Below are 15,080 nucleotides of genomic sequence, written 5' to 3'. Positions count from 1 at the left end.
GCAACGAGGTATTATGACGCAACGTAAAATCGAGAGCTTGTCAGCGTATATGGACGGTGACAATCAGGACGAAGCTTTTCTCGAAGAAATTAAAAACGATGTCGATTTACAAGAGAAGTGGCACCGCTATCACATTATTAGGGATGGCTTGAAACAAGAGTTACCAACCGAGTTAAATTTAGATTTATCTGATAAAATCGCCCAAGCACTGGAAAGCGAACCTGCTCTTACGTCACCAACCGTGACGCCAGAAGTGTCTAAGCTGAAACCTGCCAGCCCAATTTCCTCTAAATTGAGAAAATGGTTGGGAGTGAAAGCGAGCAACGATGGTGCTGAAAAACGTTCTCCGAAGGTTCAGCAAACTGGGCAGTTTGCCATTGCTGCATCCGTTGCTATTGCGGTTATCTTAGGTTATCAACAATATAATCAACCCGTTGCTGAACAGCCATTCAACGCTGCTCCAACGATTCCTGTTACTGGAATTCAAGGTGGATTATCACCAGTGAGTTTAGAACAAACTCGCACTGTGCCTAGGACCGATGTTGTCGAACAAAGGCGTCGATTAAATGCGTATCTTAGTGATCATACGCAGCAAGTCCGTCGTAAGAATAATGTGGAGCCAAATGACAGTTCAACATCAGGGCATTCAGTCGACCAAAGGACTGAGCAGGATTCTCAAAACCCTGACAATAAGTAATCCCCGAATAAGGGCGGGCCTGCTCCTCGTTGTAGGTCTGCTCTTTGCTTCTCCGTCGTTTGCCAATGCCTCGGATTTAAACACATCCTCTTCGGCAACCGACTGGTTAAATCAGATGCGCGATAGTTTGCGTACCTTGAATTACCGCATCTCTTTTGTCGTCTCCCAAGATGGCGCACAAGCTGAACCTTATTTATGGCGGCACGGCTTAGTCAGTGGCATTGAAATGGAGCATTTGAGTTTGCTCAATGGCCCTGGGCGAGAAGCCTTCCGCGTAGGTGGGAAAGTCAGTTACTTTGAACCTGCAACCCCGCCTTATAGTATTCGCTCTCATTTTATTAATGGTCCTATTCCTTCGCAGTTTTTCATTGACCCAGAACAACTTGGTCATGCCTATGACATTGTATTAGTGGGGAAAAGCCGAGTTTCAGGTCTAGCTGCTCAGCAAATTCGTATTATCAGTAAAGATAACAGTCGTTACAGTTTTGTGGCGTGGTTAGATCAACAAACGGCATTGTTACTAAAGCTTGATATGCTTGATCTTGAAGGCAAACTGCTTGAACAAATGCAAGTGACCTCTTTACATCTTAGTGATGAAGCTGATGAATATTTCCATAAAATTGAGCAGGATAAGTTACCTGATATTACCATGGTGGGAGCCAACGAAATTGTTCGTCACCAATGGTCAATTAACTGGTTGCCTGCTGGCATGAGAGTGGTCAAGCGTGATGTGCATCGTTTGCCCGTGACGGGGCATGCTGTCGACTATGTGTTGTTAAGTGATGGTATGGTTGATGTGTCCGTTTATGTTCATCCTATTCAAGGCGCGGGCGCTGAAAAAGGGTGGTTAAGGCATGAGTCTACCACGCTGCTATCTTTGAATAATGGTAATGTCGAAGTGGCTGTGGTGGGCAAAATTCCACCTGAAACCGCCAATGCTATTGCCACTTCGATTCGGCCGAATACGAGGCAAAGAAGTCGATGATAGAAGAAATCGGAACGGTTAAGCAGGTGGATTCTGAGCATATTGTTGTTCAAACCCAATTGAAAAATGCGTGTCAGGCTTGTTCGCAAAAAAGTCAGTGTGGCACGGGCGTAATAGCTAGAGCCGTAGCGAAAAAACACAGCGACATTGCTTTTAGTGCCGAGGAACAAACACACCTTTATCAAGCAGGAGAGCAGGTAAGATTAGGCGTGAATGAGGAAAGCTTGTTAGCTGCGTCAGCCATTATGTATGTTTTTCCATTGATGGCACTCATACTGGGTGCTTTATTGGGTCAGTTGGTTTTGCCAGTTCTTGGCTTATCTGGCGAGGGGTTTATCATTGCCTTGGCGTTTCTTAGCATGTTAGGCGCTTTTAAGATAGTAAAAAAATGGACGCGACGTCAGTGTGCTGGTCGTTTTCAACCCATACTACTCGGTAAATTTAAGGAAAAGGAAGAAGCTTCAACGTTACCTCATACTTAATGTTCGAAATCCGCGCAGGTGAATAATTAACATTTTGTTTAGAAAACCTCTCACTAAAAACAGGATTCTTACTAGATGGTTGTCGCTTTGTTGTGCATAACCTAGTAAAATCGCCGCCATCCTTGCAGGGGTCGAACGCTATTAGAAGACCATCAAACAACTGCAACCATTATCGAATTTAAAGTATTTAGTCGGAACCCACTGAGTTCATGCAACATAAACATATACGTAACTTTTCTATTATTGCCCATATTGACCATGGTAAATCCACGTTATCTGACCGATTAATCCAACATTGCGGCGGTTTAGCCGAACGTGAAATGGCAGAACAAGTATTAGATTCCATGGATTTGGAACGTGAGCGCGGCATTACCATCAAAGCGCAAAGCGTTACCTTAAACTACACCGCTAAAAATGGTGAAACTTATCAATTAAACTTCATCGATACCCCGGGGCACGTTGACTTCACATATGAAGTTTCACGCTCATTAGCCGCTTGTGAAGGTGCGCTACTCGTTGTGGATGCCGGGCAGGGCGTGGAAGCGCAAACATTAGCGAATTGTTACACCGCGATTGAAATGGATATGGAAGTTGTTCCTATCCTTAATAAAATTGACTTACCCCAAGCAGACCCAGAACGTGTAGCAGCAGAAATTGAAGATATTGTTGGTATTGATGCCATGGAAGCGGTGCGTTGCTCAGCTAAAACGGGTGTCGGTATTGACGACGTGTTGGAAGTTATCGTAAATCAAATTCCTCCACCAGAAGGGGAGTTGGATGCGCCACTTAAAGCATTGATCGTGGATTCGTGGTTCGATAATTACCAAGGTGTTGTGTCTTTGGTGCGTGTAAAAGAAGGCATTTTACGCAAAGGCGATAAAATTAAAATTATGTCTAATGGTCAAGTACATCAGGCTGACCGCGTAGGTATTTTTACACCTAAAGCAACCGATTCGCAGGAGCTGAAAGCCGGTGAAGTAGGCTTTATTGTTGCTGGCATCAAAGAAATTCACGGTGCACCTGTTGGCGATACCATAACGCTTGCAAGATCACCCGCTGAAGGTGCTTTACCCGGATTTAAAAAGGTGAAACCTCAAGTATATGCTGGGGTTTTCCCAATCAGTTCTGATGATTACGAAGACTTCCGTGATGCGCTAGCAAAGCTTAGTCTCAATGATGCGTCTTTGTTCTTCGAACCAGAAAGTTCGGCAGCATTAGGTTTTGGTTTCCGCATTGGTTTCCTTGGCATGCTGCATATGGAAATCATCCAAGAGCGCTTAGAGCGTGAGTACAACCTTGACCTAATTACTACCGCACCAACGGTAGTTTACGAAGTTGTTACCACTGATGGGCAAACCATAAAAGTGGATAACCCTTCTAAGTTACCACCGGTCAACGAAATCGAAGAAATTCATGAACCTATTGTTGAAGCTAATATTTTGGTGCCGCAAGATTACCTTGGTAATGTTATTACTTTGTGTATCGAAAAACGCGGTGTTCAAAGCAATATGGTGTATCACGGGAATCAAGTTGCGGTAACGTATGAATTACCAATGGCAGAAGTGGTGCTGGATTTCTTTGACCGATTAAAATCAACTAGCCGTGGTTTTGCTTCGCTGGATTACAACTTCAAAAAATTCCAAACAGCAGACATGGTGCGCTTGGATATTCTAGTGAATGGTGAACGCGTTGATGCATTGGCAGTCATCACCCATAAAGATAACGCACAGTATCGTGGTAGAGAGCTTGTTGAGAAATTGCGTGAGTTAATTCCAAGACAAATGTTCGATATTGCGATTCAAGCGGCTATTGGAAACCACATTGTTGCGCGAAGCACGGTAAAACAATTGCGTAAGAATGTAACCGCGAAGTGTTACGGTGGTGACGTTAGTCGTAAGAAAAAGCTTCTTCAAAAACAAAAAGAGGGCAAGAAGCGGATGAAGCAAGTAGGTAATGTTGAATTACCGCAGGATGCTTTCCTAGCTGTTCTCAAAGTGAGTAAATAATGGCAAATTACTTTTCAATCTTATTGGTGATCGTAACGGCTGTAACGGGGTTAATCTGGTTGGCCGATGCGTTTTTGTGGGCGCCTAAGCGAAAGGAAAAAGTGGCAATTGCATTGGCTAATACCAATGGTGCGGTTGATGAGCAAACTCTCAAAGAAATCGCACCCTTGCCGTATATAGTTGATACTGCACAGCAAATATTTCCAGTTATTGCGTTTGTATTGGTGTTACGTTCCTTTTTATATGAGCCGTTCCAAATTCCCTCAGGTTCAATGAAATCGACGCTGCTAGTTGGCGATTTTATCTTGGTTGAAAAGTTTACTTACGGATTAAAAGATCCCGTCGCACGTAATAAATTTATTGAAGTGGGTGCGCCAGAGCGCGGTGATGTTGTGGTATTCAAGTACCCAGAAGATCGCAGCAAAGACTACATTAAACGCGTGATCGGCATGCCTGGTGACCGTATCACCTACAAAGATAAACAAGTGACAATCCAGTCTAACTGCGAAAATAATCGCTGTCAGGAAGAGTGGGTTGCTGACTTGGAATACGTAGATAACGGCACATTTACACAGATGTTGCAGGTTTCGGCAACGGAAATTCGGGAGTTTCCGTTAGAACGCTCTATTGAAGATTTAGGTAATGTTAAACACGAAATCTTACGCAACCCAGTCATTCCAACGCAAAGTCAGCGTTTTTATCGTCAAGATGGACAGCCGCTTGGCACTTGGGTTGTACCTGAAGGGCAATACTTTGTGTTAGGTGATAACCGCGATAACAGCCGTGACAGCCGGTATTGGGGGTTTGTCACCGATGATGACTTAGTCGGCAAGGCCGTTGCCATTTGGATTAGTTTTGAATTTGAGCGACCCAGCGATAGCATCTTGCCTTCTTGGGTTCCTTCTGGCGTTCGGTTTAATCGTATAGGCGGGATTGGTTAGTGGACTCTTTGCGTCCGTATAAGGCGTTATGTGATCGAATTGGTTATCAATTCAATGATCTAGAAAACTTAAAATTAGCGCTAACGCATCGAAGTGCGGGTAGCAATCATAATGAGCGCCTAGAATTCCTTGGCGATGCCGTATTGGGTATGGTTGTTGCCGATATTCTCTATCACAATTTTCCTAAAGTGCCGGAAGGTAAACTCACTCGAATGCGTTCGAGTTTGGTGAAAGGCGAAACCTTAGCTAAGCTTGCTAAACGGTTTGATTTTAGTGATGTATTGCAATTAGGGGCTGGTGAGCTAAAAAGTGGTGGCTTTTCCAATGAGTCAATCTTAGCAGACGCACTTGAAGCGATTATTGGTGCAATCTATTTAGAAGCTGGCATCGATACATGCTTCAAACTCATCAATACGTGGTTTACTGAACATCTCAATAATCTCGACCCTGATTATCATCCTAAAGACAGCAAAACGCAGCTTCAGGAATACCTTCAGGGCAGACAGCTACCTTTACCGGAATATATCGTGACCGATATTAAAGGCAAGGCGCACGAACAAACCTTTTTTGTTACTTGTAAAGTTGAAGGGGTAGCGAACTCTGTTCAGGCGACTGGGCGCAGTCGTAGAAAGGCGGAACAAGAAGCCGCTCGCTTAACCCTCGCGGAAATAATGAATGTCGAATAACATATCGGAAAATGAAGTATCCCATTGTGGCATGATAGCCATCGTGGGCCGTCCAAATGTGGGCAAATCTACACTTTTGAACCAAATCTTGGGCCAAAAAATCAGTATTACCTCTCGTAAACCTCAAACCACTCGACACCGTATTGTTGGTATCGATACTGAAGGTGCAAAGCAATCTGTTTATGTGGATACGCCGGGGCTACATAAGGAAGAAAAGCGGGCCATCAACCGTTTAATGAATCGTTCTGCTTCCAGCTCTTTGGGCGATGTCTCCTTGGTACTGTTTTTGGTTGAAGGTACACGTTGGACAGAAGATGATCAGTTGGTATTGGAGAAAGTAAAAGCATCGAATTTACCTTGTTGGTTGATCGTAAATAAAACCGACAAAGTAAAAGAGAAAGACGAGCTGTTACCGCATTTACAATGGTTAGGTGAACAAGCTGCTTTTGATAAAATTATTCCATTGTCGGCAAAACAACGTATTCAAGTGGAACGTTTGCGTCAGCAAGTTTTTGAAGTATTGCCAGAGTCAGAGCATTATTTCCCAGATGATTATGTCACAGACCGTTCGTCACGCTTCTTAGCTGCGGAAATTATTCGTGAAAAGCTGATGCGCTTTACCGGCGATGAGTTGCCTTATTCCGTCACGGTAGAAATAGAACAATTTAAACAAACCGAAAATGGCGTGTTTCGAATCAATGGATTAATTCTTGTTGAGCGCGAAACGCAAAAACGCATGGTTATCGGGAAAGGCGGCGCTCGCTTGAAAACAATTGGACAAGAAGCGCGTAAGGACATGGAAACCATGTTCGATACCAAAGTCTTTTTAGAGCTTTGGGTGAAAGTGAAAGCCGGTTGGGCTGATGATGAACGAGCCTTACGTAGTCTCGGTTACATGGATGATGGCAATCTTTAACGTCACCTATTGCGCCTTAATTTGGGAATTCCATTTATGATTGATAAACAAGCACTAGCTAATATTCGTCGTGAGTATACCAGAGGCAAGCTAAGTCGAAGCGCTTTACAAGGCGACCCATTAGTGCAGTTTGATTTGTGGTTAAAAGATGCGATTGACGCGCAGCTTCCGGATCCAACTGCCATGACCATTGCAACGGTTGATGCTAACGGACAACCATCCCAACGTATTGTTTTATTGAAAGATGTAAATAATGGCGGCTTTGTTTTTTACACTAACTTAGGCAGCCGAAAAGCGCTTGAGATAAAATCCAATAATGCCGTTTCATTGCATTTTCCGTGGCATTATATTGAGCGTCAGGTAAAGATTTGTGGGAAAGCTGAACCGCTTTCTATTGCCGAAGTGACTAAGTATTTCTTATCTCGACCCAAAGAAAGTCAATTGGCTGCTTGGGCTTCTCAGCAAAGCCACCCCATTTCTACTCGACAGATGCTCATTAGCAAGTTCGAGGAAATTAAGCAAAAGTTCAAAGATAAAGACATGACATTGCCAGAATTTTGGGGAGGATATCGCGTTATCCCAACTGAAATTGAATTTTGGCAGGGGGGGGAACACCGCCTGCATGATCGTTTTATTTACAGCAAAAACGCACAAGGCGCTTGGGAAATTGAGCGTTTGATGCCATAAATTATGATAGATAGCCATTGCCATCTTGACTTTTCAGCCTTCGATGGCAATCGGGAAAGCCTATTACACGATTGCGCGAAAATAGGCTTTACTCGCCTCCTTATTCCTGCAATTACGCTTGCAGGCATGCCCAATTTGCTAAAAATTCAGGCTTCCGTTGCCCAAACAGCAAAACTACCCCTACACATTGATTTGGCCTTTGGGTTGCACCCCTATTTTTTAAATTCAGAAACAGAATTACAGTTGCCACAACTGGCTGACTACATAGAACAACATCAACAACACATCCTTGCTATTGGTGAAACCGGTTTAGATGGCGCGATAGCTGATAAAGTTGAGTGGGATTTACAAGAGCGCATATTTATCTCGCAAATAGAGATAGCCAAGGCGTTTGAATTGCCATTAATTGTGCATCATCGGCAAAGTCATAATGAGTTAATTCGGTTGTTAAAGCAGCAGAAGTTCAATAATGGTGGCATTATTCACGGGTTTTCCGGCAGCGAACAAGTGGCAAGACAATATATCGACTTAGGATTTTTGCTTGGCATCGGCGGCACGATTACCTATGGCAGAGCTCGGAAAACACGCAAGGCTTTGCAGGCGCTGCCACTCGATAGTTTTGTATTGGAAACCGATGCGCCTGATATGCCAATGCAAGGTCGGCAAGGAAAGCCTAATAGCCCTTTGTATTTACCTGATGTTATTCGGCATTTGAGTGACTTGTTATCTTTATCACCACAAGAGGTGATTACCCAAACCACTCATAATTACGTGTCATTTTTTAAGTTAGGCGCTTAAATTTAGCTGTCTTTATTCTGGCCTGCTTATAGCCTTTTCTGAGTTTTGATCTTCAACGATTTCATTCGCCATTTATAAAAACTCCGTGTTAGCACAATGCCTGACAATAAAGCCAATAACATGATAACGAGAGTGCGACTCAAAAACGCATGCTCCATTTTTTCGATATTGTTGTTGGCCAACTTGGCATCCATTACTAGCCGTAAGTACCCTAATTGTGATGCATCGGCTTTATCGGGATGAATTAATTCACTCATAAAGGTAAGGGGTGTGACGGATGAACCCTGCTCATGTAAATGCACAAAGTCTTGGTATTGAGGCTGTTGAGCAATCACTCTACCTGATGCATCAAACACACTGGCGGTAATAATCTGAGGGTCATTAACGATAGCCGACAAAATAGTGTTAATGCGATCGAAGTCCCGTTTAGCAACTGGCATTTGTAAAATGCGTTGATATTGCTTGGTTAAACCTTTACCTATTTCGTCGGCCTGAGAGAAATAATGGGTGTTCATTGAAGCGTGACTAGAGAGCCATACATAAAGCGTGCTGAAGACAACAAGCAGAGTCAGCACCAATAAAGCAATGCGCTTAAAAACTGAATATCGACTAGGCAATTCGAGTAACTGCTGTGGGGGTGAGTTTAACTTCATAACAAGCGTAAGTTACGAGAATTTTGCTTTAAACTCAACGAGAAACTTCATAATGTGCAAAAAGGCTTGATGTGTTTTGGTGAGTTCGAATAAGTGATTTAGCACTGTAAATTCCCAGTATTTGCTTTACAATTCTTAGCCATTATTTCTCAAATGATCAATGGCTGTATGTTGTCTTCTTTATCCTTTCCTTTACCACTAAGTGAAGCGCAATATTTCGATACTTGTTTTGCTCATCTACTAGCCGATGAATCTATTTGTTTTCGTTTTACGACAGTGCCTCCATCTTCTAACCTAGTGTTAAATAAAACAGAAATAGAGCATAAAACACAAGCTTGCATTGTTGTTAGTTGTGAAGCGCTAAACATAGAAAAGTTACATCAAGTTGAGCAGGCATTAGCGCAAACACTTGCGTTTCAATCTTGGTTAATTTCCGTATCTCGCAGTGCTAAATCAAATCGATTAGTGGCGAAGGCCAAGGTGGAATTACTTAATAAGCAAGAGCGCTTTTCTTCAGTGAATGTTTTATTGGAAGAGGTTTCGCAAGAGTTACAAGTTGAAGTCGCTTTTGTCGAAAGTGCGCCAATCTTATCTGAGCCGGGCTTGTTGGTAATGGATATGGACAGCACTGTGATTAACATCGAGTGCATCGATGAAATAGCTAAGTTAGCAGGTGTTGGCGATAAGGTGTCGGAAGTGACAGAGTTGGCAATGCAAGGCAAGTTGGATTTTGCACAGAGCTTAACGAGCCGTGTTGCATGTTTGCAACATGCCGAAGAACGTTTATTAAAGACGGTTCGCGATAAGCTACCTTTGATGCCGGGGATTGAAAACTTGGTAACAACATTAAAGCACCATGGTTGGCGGTTAGCCATTGCATCAGGCGGTTTCACTTATTTTGCTAATTATTTAAAGCAGCGTTTAGGCTTAGATTATGCGATTTCAAATGAACTAGAGATTGTCGATGCGAAGCTGACAGGTAAAGTGTTAGGCAATATTGTGGATGCGCAAGTGAAAGCACAAACAGTCGAGTCGTTGGCACAGCAGTTTTCCATTCCGATGTCACAAACTGTTGCATTAGGTGATGGTGCTAACGATTTAGTGATGATGCAAAAAGCAGCGCTTGGCGTCGCGTATAAAGCAAAACCTATCGTTCGGGAACAAAGTCAAACGAGCATTCGTTTCGGCGAGTTAGATCAGTTGCTTGATTATCTGCGATAAATGAAAAAAGCGAGCACAATATCCTATGTGCTCGCGAAGCTTTACAGCTGAGAGGTAAAGTTATATTGGGTGGAAAATCCAGCTACCAACAATCACAGAGCCCACCATCATAACAACTAAAAAGATGAGCCCAACAGTAACCACCGAACTGGCGTAAACGAAACCTTCTTCTTCGGGGATTTTCATTACAATAGGAACGCCTGTGTAGAGCAAGTAAACAGAGTATGAGATCCCTGCCAAACCGACTAACATAATAAACCATAATTCAGGGTAGAAACCTGCTAAAGCAACCATAAATAAAGGTGTGGCCGCGTAAGCTGAAATTTCTAGGGCCTGAGTAAAGGTGGGGTTTGAGTCAAACGTTTTAGACATCCACTGAATCATGTAAGCCAGTGCAAACACGCCAATAGCCAAGCCGAAATACAATCCTATTCCTAAAATAAGTCCTTCATTGTGTGTTAGGTGAATACGATCACCGACACCGATACTCCAGCCAAAATAGACGGCAGAAAAGTAAGCCATCAGAGCAGGAATTAAAGAAATAATTAAAATATGCGACAGACTGAACTTGAAACCTTCATGTCGCCTCTCTATTACATGCCACTCTTCCTTAGGGTGGGTATAAATACCCCACAGATGATTCAAAATCATAGACACCTCTCATTTTTTTGAGCAACTTGGTTATCGTTACCCTTTTACAAAAATGGACTTAAAAAAGTCAATTCACCGTTAAAAACAACATCTTATCTTGGAGTGGACTATATGTGCCTAAGTATACGAACCTTTTATAAGCCTTGATTTTCCCTATGTGGCGTCCCCAGACAGGCAACGAATAATTCACTACAAAAATGTATCCCTAAACTTAGGTATAGTCGAAAATTTACAGTGGTCAATATTAAGTCGATATTTAGCCATCGGACGTGATTGAATTTCGAAGCAGAATAGAGAACCGTGTTATCATTGCTCGCGTCTAAAATGCAGCTCTAATAGCTTGCAGTTTGGGCGTAAAAAATCGAAATTGCTTTGAAGAGACTCTGACTTTGGAACAGCTACTTGCCCCGATAAAATCATTTCTAATGTGTGAAACACCCGATATATGGATTGCTCAAGCGAAGCGTAAAGAGAATTTGCCTGTGGTATTGATTGACCATTTAGTTTGTGAATTAAAAGCCGCCCAGTCAGCCATGTTTTTAATACGCAAATATGCAGTAGATAAAGCAAGTGGTGATGCACTATTGGCGTGGCTACAACCATATGAAGATTTTGCCTATCGTCAAATAGGTGATTGGCGGACGCTAGCTAATCATAAGCTAGCAAAGTCGATGATTCCAAAGTCTAATACACCTTACGGTCAGGACTTGGTTGATAAAATGGTGTTGTTAATTAAAGAAGAATTGCATCACTTTTATCAGGTATTGGAGATCATGGATGAGTGCGGTGTCGCCTACGATAAAATTACCTCAAGTCGCTATGCCAAGGGGTTGTTACGTCATGTACGCACCTATGAGCCTGCTGCGTTAATCGATAAATTAATTTGTGGCGCTTACATTGAAGCTCGCTCTTGTGAGCGTTTCGCTAAACTAGCGCCTCATGTGGATAAGCGTTTAGGTGATTTTTATGTGTCTTTGCTTCGCTCCGAAGCCCGTCATTACCAAGACTACCTAACACTGGCAGAAGACATTGCCGGCGAAGACATTAGCGCGCGCATTGCTCAATTCGGTGAAATTGAAAGGGAGTTAATATCGTCTAAGGACCCTGACTTTAAATTTCATAGCGGAGCGCCTATGGTTGTATTAAGTTAAATAGAAAATGAAACACAATTGGCCGCAGGGTGAGTTGATTAAGGAGTTATTTTTATGGCGTTGGATCAAGCGATGCTGGAGAAAATTGTCATTGCTGGGCCACTAGATTCACTAAGGCACCTAGCCTATTTGTTTGAGCAGTTTCGTTAGTAAGAACCGAGAACGACACCGACGGGCAACAAAACCATCTGTGTAAATTGCACATGTCAGGTTTAGTTTGTGTTATTCAAGGTGTTGAAACTGACGGCTTTCCAGCTCAATGTGCGATGCCGATACTTTCAAAACACTCCCTTGTGTGTACCAATCTCCCAACACAATACGTTGCGCCTTCTCACTTTTTCCCGCTAAATGAACAGATATGTCATGTATTGCAGGGCGGTGCGTATGGCCGTGTATTAAGCGTGTTACATTAGCTTCTTGCATCGCTTTGACTACCTCTTCTGGAGTCACATCCATAATTGCTTGTTGTAAGTTCGATGTATTAGATTGGCTTTTCTCCCTGCCTTTCTGGGCAATTTCACGACGCTTCCACAATGGGAACAATAGCATCAATCTTGGCCACCACCATCCTCGTGCTTTTTTCCTGAATTTTTGATACTCCACATCACGCGTACAAAGTTCATCACCATGCATAATCAATGTGGGCGTTCCGTATAAGTCAATGACGGTACGTTCAGGCAATAGGGTAAATCCGGCGCGTTTGGCAAATGCTTCGCGGATCAAAAAATCCCGGTTCCCGTGAATAAAGTAAATGGGCTTACCTGTTTCTGAAAACTGCTTGAATGCATCAGCAACGTGTGTGGTAAATGGGTTGATGTCGTCATCACCTATCCAAGCTTCGAATAAGTCACCCAACACGTACAAGGCATCGGCTTGAGGTGCATCGTTGACTAAAAATTTAACTAAACATTGAGTGATGTCGGGACGATCAGCGCTTAAATGTAAATCGGCAATAAAATAAGTAAAAGCCATAGAAGGGGAGTGATTCAATCGGGTTGAAGTAAAAAGGAGCACAGATGTACTCCTCTTGATAGGGAAATCGAATTATTCCGTGATTTCCGCTTTTTCAATGATGACGTCTTCAACCGGCACGTCTTGATGGAAGCCGCTGCTACCTGTTACAACACCTTTTATTTTATCTACAACGTCCATACCTTCAACGACTTCACCGAATACACAATAGCCCCAACCATCAGCGGTTTCGCTACGGAAATTTAAGAAGTCGTTATTAGAGACGTTAATGAAAAATTGCGCGGTAGCTGAATGTGGGTCGTTAGTACGCGCCATAGCAATAGTGCCAACTTTGTTTTCTAGCCCATTATTCGCTTCATTTTCAATCGGATCTTTGGTGGTTTTTGCATTCATGCCAGGCTCCATACCGCCGCCTTGAACCATGAATCCGTTAATTACTCTGTGGAAGATAGTGTTGTCGTAAAAACCATCTTTAACGTAGGACAAGAAGTTCTCAACCGTTTTAGGGGCTTTCTCAGCGTCTAGTTTCAGGGTGATTTTTCCAAAATTGGTGTGCAGAGTAACCATTGTTATACCTTGTTTATTGTCTTGTAAAAGGGGCATTCTAACTAAAGTCCAGTCGCTTAAAAAGTGCATTGCTCACCTAATAGCTTAAGTTTTTAGGTGAATTGTTAAATTCAGGCTAATCAAATGCACATTTGCTACGTATAATAGCGAGCACATTAGTCAGTAAAATTAGAACAAATTAGGATCGTAAATGTTAAAAATATACAACACGCTAACGCAGGAAAAACAAGAGTTTAAACCCTTGGTGCCCGGAAAAGTCGGCATGTATGTGTGTGGAATTACCGTTTACGATTTGTGTCATATGGGTCATGCCCGTACCTATTTGAGTTTTGATTTAATGGTTCGTTATCTACGTCATAAAGGTTATGACGTGAAGTATGTGCGTAACATTACTGATGTGGACGACAAAATTATCAAACGTGCTAATGAAAATAATGAGACTGTTGACGCATTAACTGAACGCACTGTAGCCATGATGCATGAAGACTTTCGCGCAATTAATCTACTTGATGCTGATATTGAGCCTCGTGTTACCACTCACATGAATGAAATCATTGATGTCATCCAAAAATTGATAGACAAGGGGTACGCTTATCAAGCTGAAAATGGCGATGTGCTGTTTGAAGTGAATACGTATAAAGAATATGGCCGTTTAGGCAAGCAGGACTTAGAACAGTTAAATGCAGGCGCGCGCGTGGATGTTGAGCAGCACAAACGTGCGCCATTGGACTTTGTCTTGTGGAAGTCAGCAAAACCAGATGAGCCAAGCTGGGAGTCGCCTTGGGGGAATGGTCGTCCGGGATGGCACATTGAATGTTCAGCCATGAACCATAAACATTTAGGTGAACACTTTGACATTCACGGCGGCGGTTCGGACTTGATATTCCCGCATCATGAAAACGAAGTGGCGCAAAGTTGCTGTGCGTTTGATACGCCCTATGTGAATTATTGGGTTCACACTGGCATGGTGCAGGTAAACGAAGAGAAAATGTCGAAGTCTTTAGGTAACTTCTTCACCTTGCGTGATGTACTAAAAGATTACGATGCAGAAACGTTACGTTATTTCTTAATGTCTGCGCATTATCGTAGCCAGCTAAATTACTCCGAAGAAAACCTTAAACAAGCTCGGTCCTCACTTGAGCGTTTGTATACCGCATTACGAGATGTTTCTGCGGATACCTCTGTTGATATCCATCATGGCGGCTATTTGGCGCGCTTTGAGCAAGCCATGGATGACGACTTTAATACGCCGGAAGCCTTCTCTGTTTTGTTCGAGCTTTCTAAAGCGATAAATAAAACAGAAGACAACGCAGAAAAAGCGGCTTTGGCTGGTGTGTTAAAGCAGCTTGGTGCTGTGTTAGGTTTGCTGCAACTTGACCCAGTGGCTTACTTGCAAGGTTCTGTATCGGGTGATGACGATACAGCAGAAATCGAAGCCTTAATTCAGCAACGCAATGATGCACGTAAAAACAAGGATTGGGCCGCTGCGGACGATGCTCGCGATAAACTGCAAGCCATGAATATTGTGTTGGAAGATGGTCCAGAAGGCACAACGTGGCGTAGAGCTTAAGTCTGTTTCTAGTAAAGACGACATTGCCAACTAAAAAGAAAAATGCCAGTCAGCTTAACTGACTGGCATTAGCCAAGCGGCTCCTTTTTAATGTTTA

General features: G+C 42.9%; 16 protein-coding genes. 12 read left to right on the top strand and 4 right to left on the bottom strand.

The window, feature by feature from the left end; genetic code table 11:
* The first annotated feature begins 13 nt into the window (after nt 1-13).
* The 9 genes from HJG39_RS14375 (at nt 14) to HJG39_RS14335 (ending at nt 8,198) form a co-directional block, all read left to right on the top strand.
* The gene (locus HJG39_RS14375; RefSeq protein WP_268410074.1) at nt 14-697 is read left to right on the top strand and encodes a sigma-E factor negative regulatory protein; all 684 of its coding nucleotides are present in this window, start codon (nt 14-16) and stop codon (nt 695-697) included.
* Nucleotides 624-1,682, top strand: coding sequence for a MucB/RseB C-terminal domain-containing protein (locus HJG39_RS14370; protein WP_268410073.1), 1,059 nt, complete (start codon nt 624-626; stop codon nt 1,680-1,682). The genes HJG39_RS14375 and HJG39_RS14370 overlap by 74 nt, the downstream gene beginning before the upstream one ends.
* The gene (locus HJG39_RS14365) at nt 1,679-2,164 is read left to right on the top strand and encodes a SoxR reducing system RseC family protein (protein ID WP_268410071.1); all 486 of its coding nucleotides are present in this window, start codon (nt 1,679-1,681) and stop codon (nt 2,162-2,164) included. Before HJG39_RS14370 ends, HJG39_RS14365 begins: the two co-directional genes overlap by 4 nt.
* A 209-nt stretch (nt 2,165-2,373) precedes the next feature.
* On the top strand, nt 2,374-4,170 hold the full coding sequence (gene lepA / locus HJG39_RS14360; RefSeq protein WP_268410070.1) for a translation elongation factor 4: 1,797 nt from the start codon (nt 2,374-2,376) through the stop codon (nt 4,168-4,170).
* Nucleotides 4,170-5,111 carry a signal peptidase I gene (gene lepB / locus HJG39_RS14355; RefSeq protein WP_268410067.1) on the top strand — a complete coding sequence of 314 codons (942 nt, stop codon included), beginning with the start codon at nt 4,170-4,172 and terminating at the stop codon, nt 5,109-5,111. Before lepA ends, lepB begins: the two co-directional genes overlap by 1 nt.
* The gene (gene rnc / locus HJG39_RS14350) at nt 5,111-5,797 is read left to right on the top strand and encodes a ribonuclease III (protein ID WP_268410065.1); all 687 of its coding nucleotides are present in this window, start codon (nt 5,111-5,113) and stop codon (nt 5,795-5,797) included. Before lepB ends, rnc begins: the two co-directional genes overlap by 1 nt.
* Complete coding sequence (gene era, locus HJG39_RS14345; RefSeq protein WP_268410064.1) at nt 5,787-6,713, top strand: GTPase Era; 927 nt, start codon at nt 5,787-5,789, stop codon at nt 6,711-6,713. The genes rnc and era overlap by 11 nt, the downstream gene beginning before the upstream one ends.
* A 36-nt stretch (nt 6,714-6,749) precedes the next feature.
* Nucleotides 6,750-7,400: a pyridoxamine 5'-phosphate oxidase gene (pdxH, locus tag HJG39_RS14340; protein ID WP_268410063.1), complete on the top strand. Its 651-nt coding sequence runs from the start codon at nt 6,750-6,752 to the stop codon at nt 7,398-7,400.
* Nucleotides 7,401-7,403: 3 nt separating this feature from the next.
* Complete coding sequence (locus tag HJG39_RS14335) at nt 7,404-8,198, top strand: TatD family hydrolase (protein ID WP_268410062.1); 795 nt, start codon at nt 7,404-7,406, stop codon at nt 8,196-8,198.
* A 26-nt stretch (nt 8,199-8,224) separates the two neighbouring features.
* On the opposite strand, the gene HJG39_RS14330 is transcribed toward HJG39_RS14335, so the two are convergent.
* The gene (locus HJG39_RS14330; protein WP_268410061.1) at nt 8,225-8,851 is read right to left on the bottom strand and encodes an AhpA/YtjB family protein; all 627 of its coding nucleotides are present in this window, start codon (nt 8,849-8,851) and stop codon (nt 8,225-8,227) included.
* Between the two features lie 153 nt (nt 8,852-9,004).
* On the opposite strand from HJG39_RS14330, the gene serB reads away from it, so the two are divergent.
* Complete coding sequence (serB, locus tag HJG39_RS14325) at nt 9,005-10,072, top strand: phosphoserine phosphatase SerB (protein WP_268410060.1); 1,068 nt, start codon at nt 9,005-9,007, stop codon at nt 10,070-10,072.
* Between the two features lie 60 nt (nt 10,073-10,132).
* Here the strand turns inward: serB and HJG39_RS14320 are convergent, their stop codons facing one another.
* The gene (locus HJG39_RS14320) at nt 10,133-10,723 is read right to left on the bottom strand and encodes a Yip1 family protein (protein ID WP_268410059.1); all 591 of its coding nucleotides are present in this window, start codon (nt 10,721-10,723) and stop codon (nt 10,133-10,135) included.
* Nucleotides 10,724-11,112: 389 nt separating this feature from the next.
* Here HJG39_RS14320 and miaE point away from each other — a divergent pair, with 389 nt between their 5' ends.
* Nucleotides 11,113-11,874, top strand: coding sequence for a tRNA isopentenyl-2-thiomethyl-A-37 hydroxylase MiaE (miaE, locus tag HJG39_RS14315; RefSeq protein ID WP_442781030.1), 762 nt, complete (start codon nt 11,113-11,115; stop codon nt 11,872-11,874).
* A 222-nt stretch (nt 11,875-12,096) separates the two neighbouring features.
* On the opposite strand, the gene lpxH is transcribed toward miaE, so the two are convergent.
* Both lpxH and HJG39_RS14305 read right to left on the bottom strand, forming a co-directional pair.
* Nucleotides 12,097-12,846: a UDP-2,3-diacylglucosamine diphosphatase gene (lpxH, locus tag HJG39_RS14310; protein WP_268410147.1), complete on the bottom strand. Its 750-nt coding sequence runs from the start codon at nt 12,844-12,846 to the stop codon at nt 12,097-12,099.
* Between the two features lie 72 nt (nt 12,847-12,918).
* Nucleotides 12,919-13,413: a peptidylprolyl isomerase gene (locus tag HJG39_RS14305; protein WP_268410058.1), complete on the bottom strand. Its 495-nt coding sequence runs from the start codon at nt 13,411-13,413 to the stop codon at nt 12,919-12,921.
* A 190-nt stretch (nt 13,414-13,603) separates the two neighbouring features.
* Here HJG39_RS14305 and cysS point away from each other — a divergent pair, with 190 nt between their 5' ends.
* Complete coding sequence (cysS, locus tag HJG39_RS14300) at nt 13,604-14,983, top strand: cysteine--tRNA ligase (protein ID WP_268410057.1); 1,380 nt, start codon at nt 13,604-13,606, stop codon at nt 14,981-14,983.
* Nucleotides 14,984-15,080: the final 97 nt, after the last annotated feature.

Origin of the sequence: Alteromonas sp. a30 (assembly GCF_026788005.1) — a bacterium.
Taxonomy (GTDB): Bacteria; Pseudomonadota; Gammaproteobacteria; order Enterobacterales; family Alteromonadaceae; genus Paraneptunicella.
This window is presented reverse-complemented; position numbering and strand designations above follow the sequence as displayed.

Bases quoted from the DNA above. Each gene is read 5' to 3' on its own strand.
- lepA (WP_268410070.1), top strand. From the start codon at position 2,374: ATGCAACATAAACATATACGTAACTTTTCTATTATTGCCCATATTGAC.
- lpxH (WP_268410147.1), bottom strand. From the start codon at position 12,846: ATGGCTTTTACTTATTTTATTGCCGATTTACATTTAAGCGCTGATCGT.
- era (WP_268410064.1), top strand. From the start codon at position 5,787: ATGTCGAATAACATATCGGAAAATGAAGTATCCCATTGTGGCATGATA.
- HJG39_RS14375 (WP_268410074.1), top strand. From the start codon at position 14: ATGACGCAACGTAAAATCGAGAGCTTGTCAGCGTATATGGACGGTGAC.
- HJG39_RS14330 (WP_268410061.1), bottom strand. From the start codon at position 8,851: ATGAAGTTAAACTCACCCCCACAGCAGTTACTCGAATTGCCTAGTCGA.
- cysS (WP_268410057.1), top strand. From the start codon at position 13,604: ATGTTAAAAATATACAACACGCTAACGCAGGAAAAACAAGAGTTTAAA.
- HJG39_RS14365 (WP_268410071.1), top strand. From the start codon at position 1,679: ATGATAGAAGAAATCGGAACGGTTAAGCAGGTGGATTCTGAGCATATT.
- serB (WP_268410060.1), top strand. From the start codon at position 9,005: ATGATCAATGGCTGTATGTTGTCTTCTTTATCCTTTCCTTTACCACTA.
- HJG39_RS14305 (WP_268410058.1), bottom strand. From the start codon at position 13,413: ATGGTTACTCTGCACACCAATTTTGGAAAAATCACCCTGAAACTAGAC.
- HJG39_RS14370 (WP_268410073.1), top strand. From the start codon at position 624: ATGACAGTTCAACATCAGGGCATTCAGTCGACCAAAGGACTGAGCAGG.
- lepB (WP_268410067.1), top strand. From the start codon at position 4,170: ATGGCAAATTACTTTTCAATCTTATTGGTGATCGTAACGGCTGTAACG.
- HJG39_RS14335 (WP_268410062.1), top strand. From the start codon at position 7,404: ATGATAGATAGCCATTGCCATCTTGACTTTTCAGCCTTCGATGGCAAT.
- HJG39_RS14320 (WP_268410059.1), bottom strand. From the start codon at position 10,723: ATGATTTTGAATCATCTGTGGGGTATTTATACCCACCCTAAGGAAGAG.
- pdxH (WP_268410063.1), top strand. From the start codon at position 6,750: ATGATTGATAAACAAGCACTAGCTAATATTCGTCGTGAGTATACCAGA.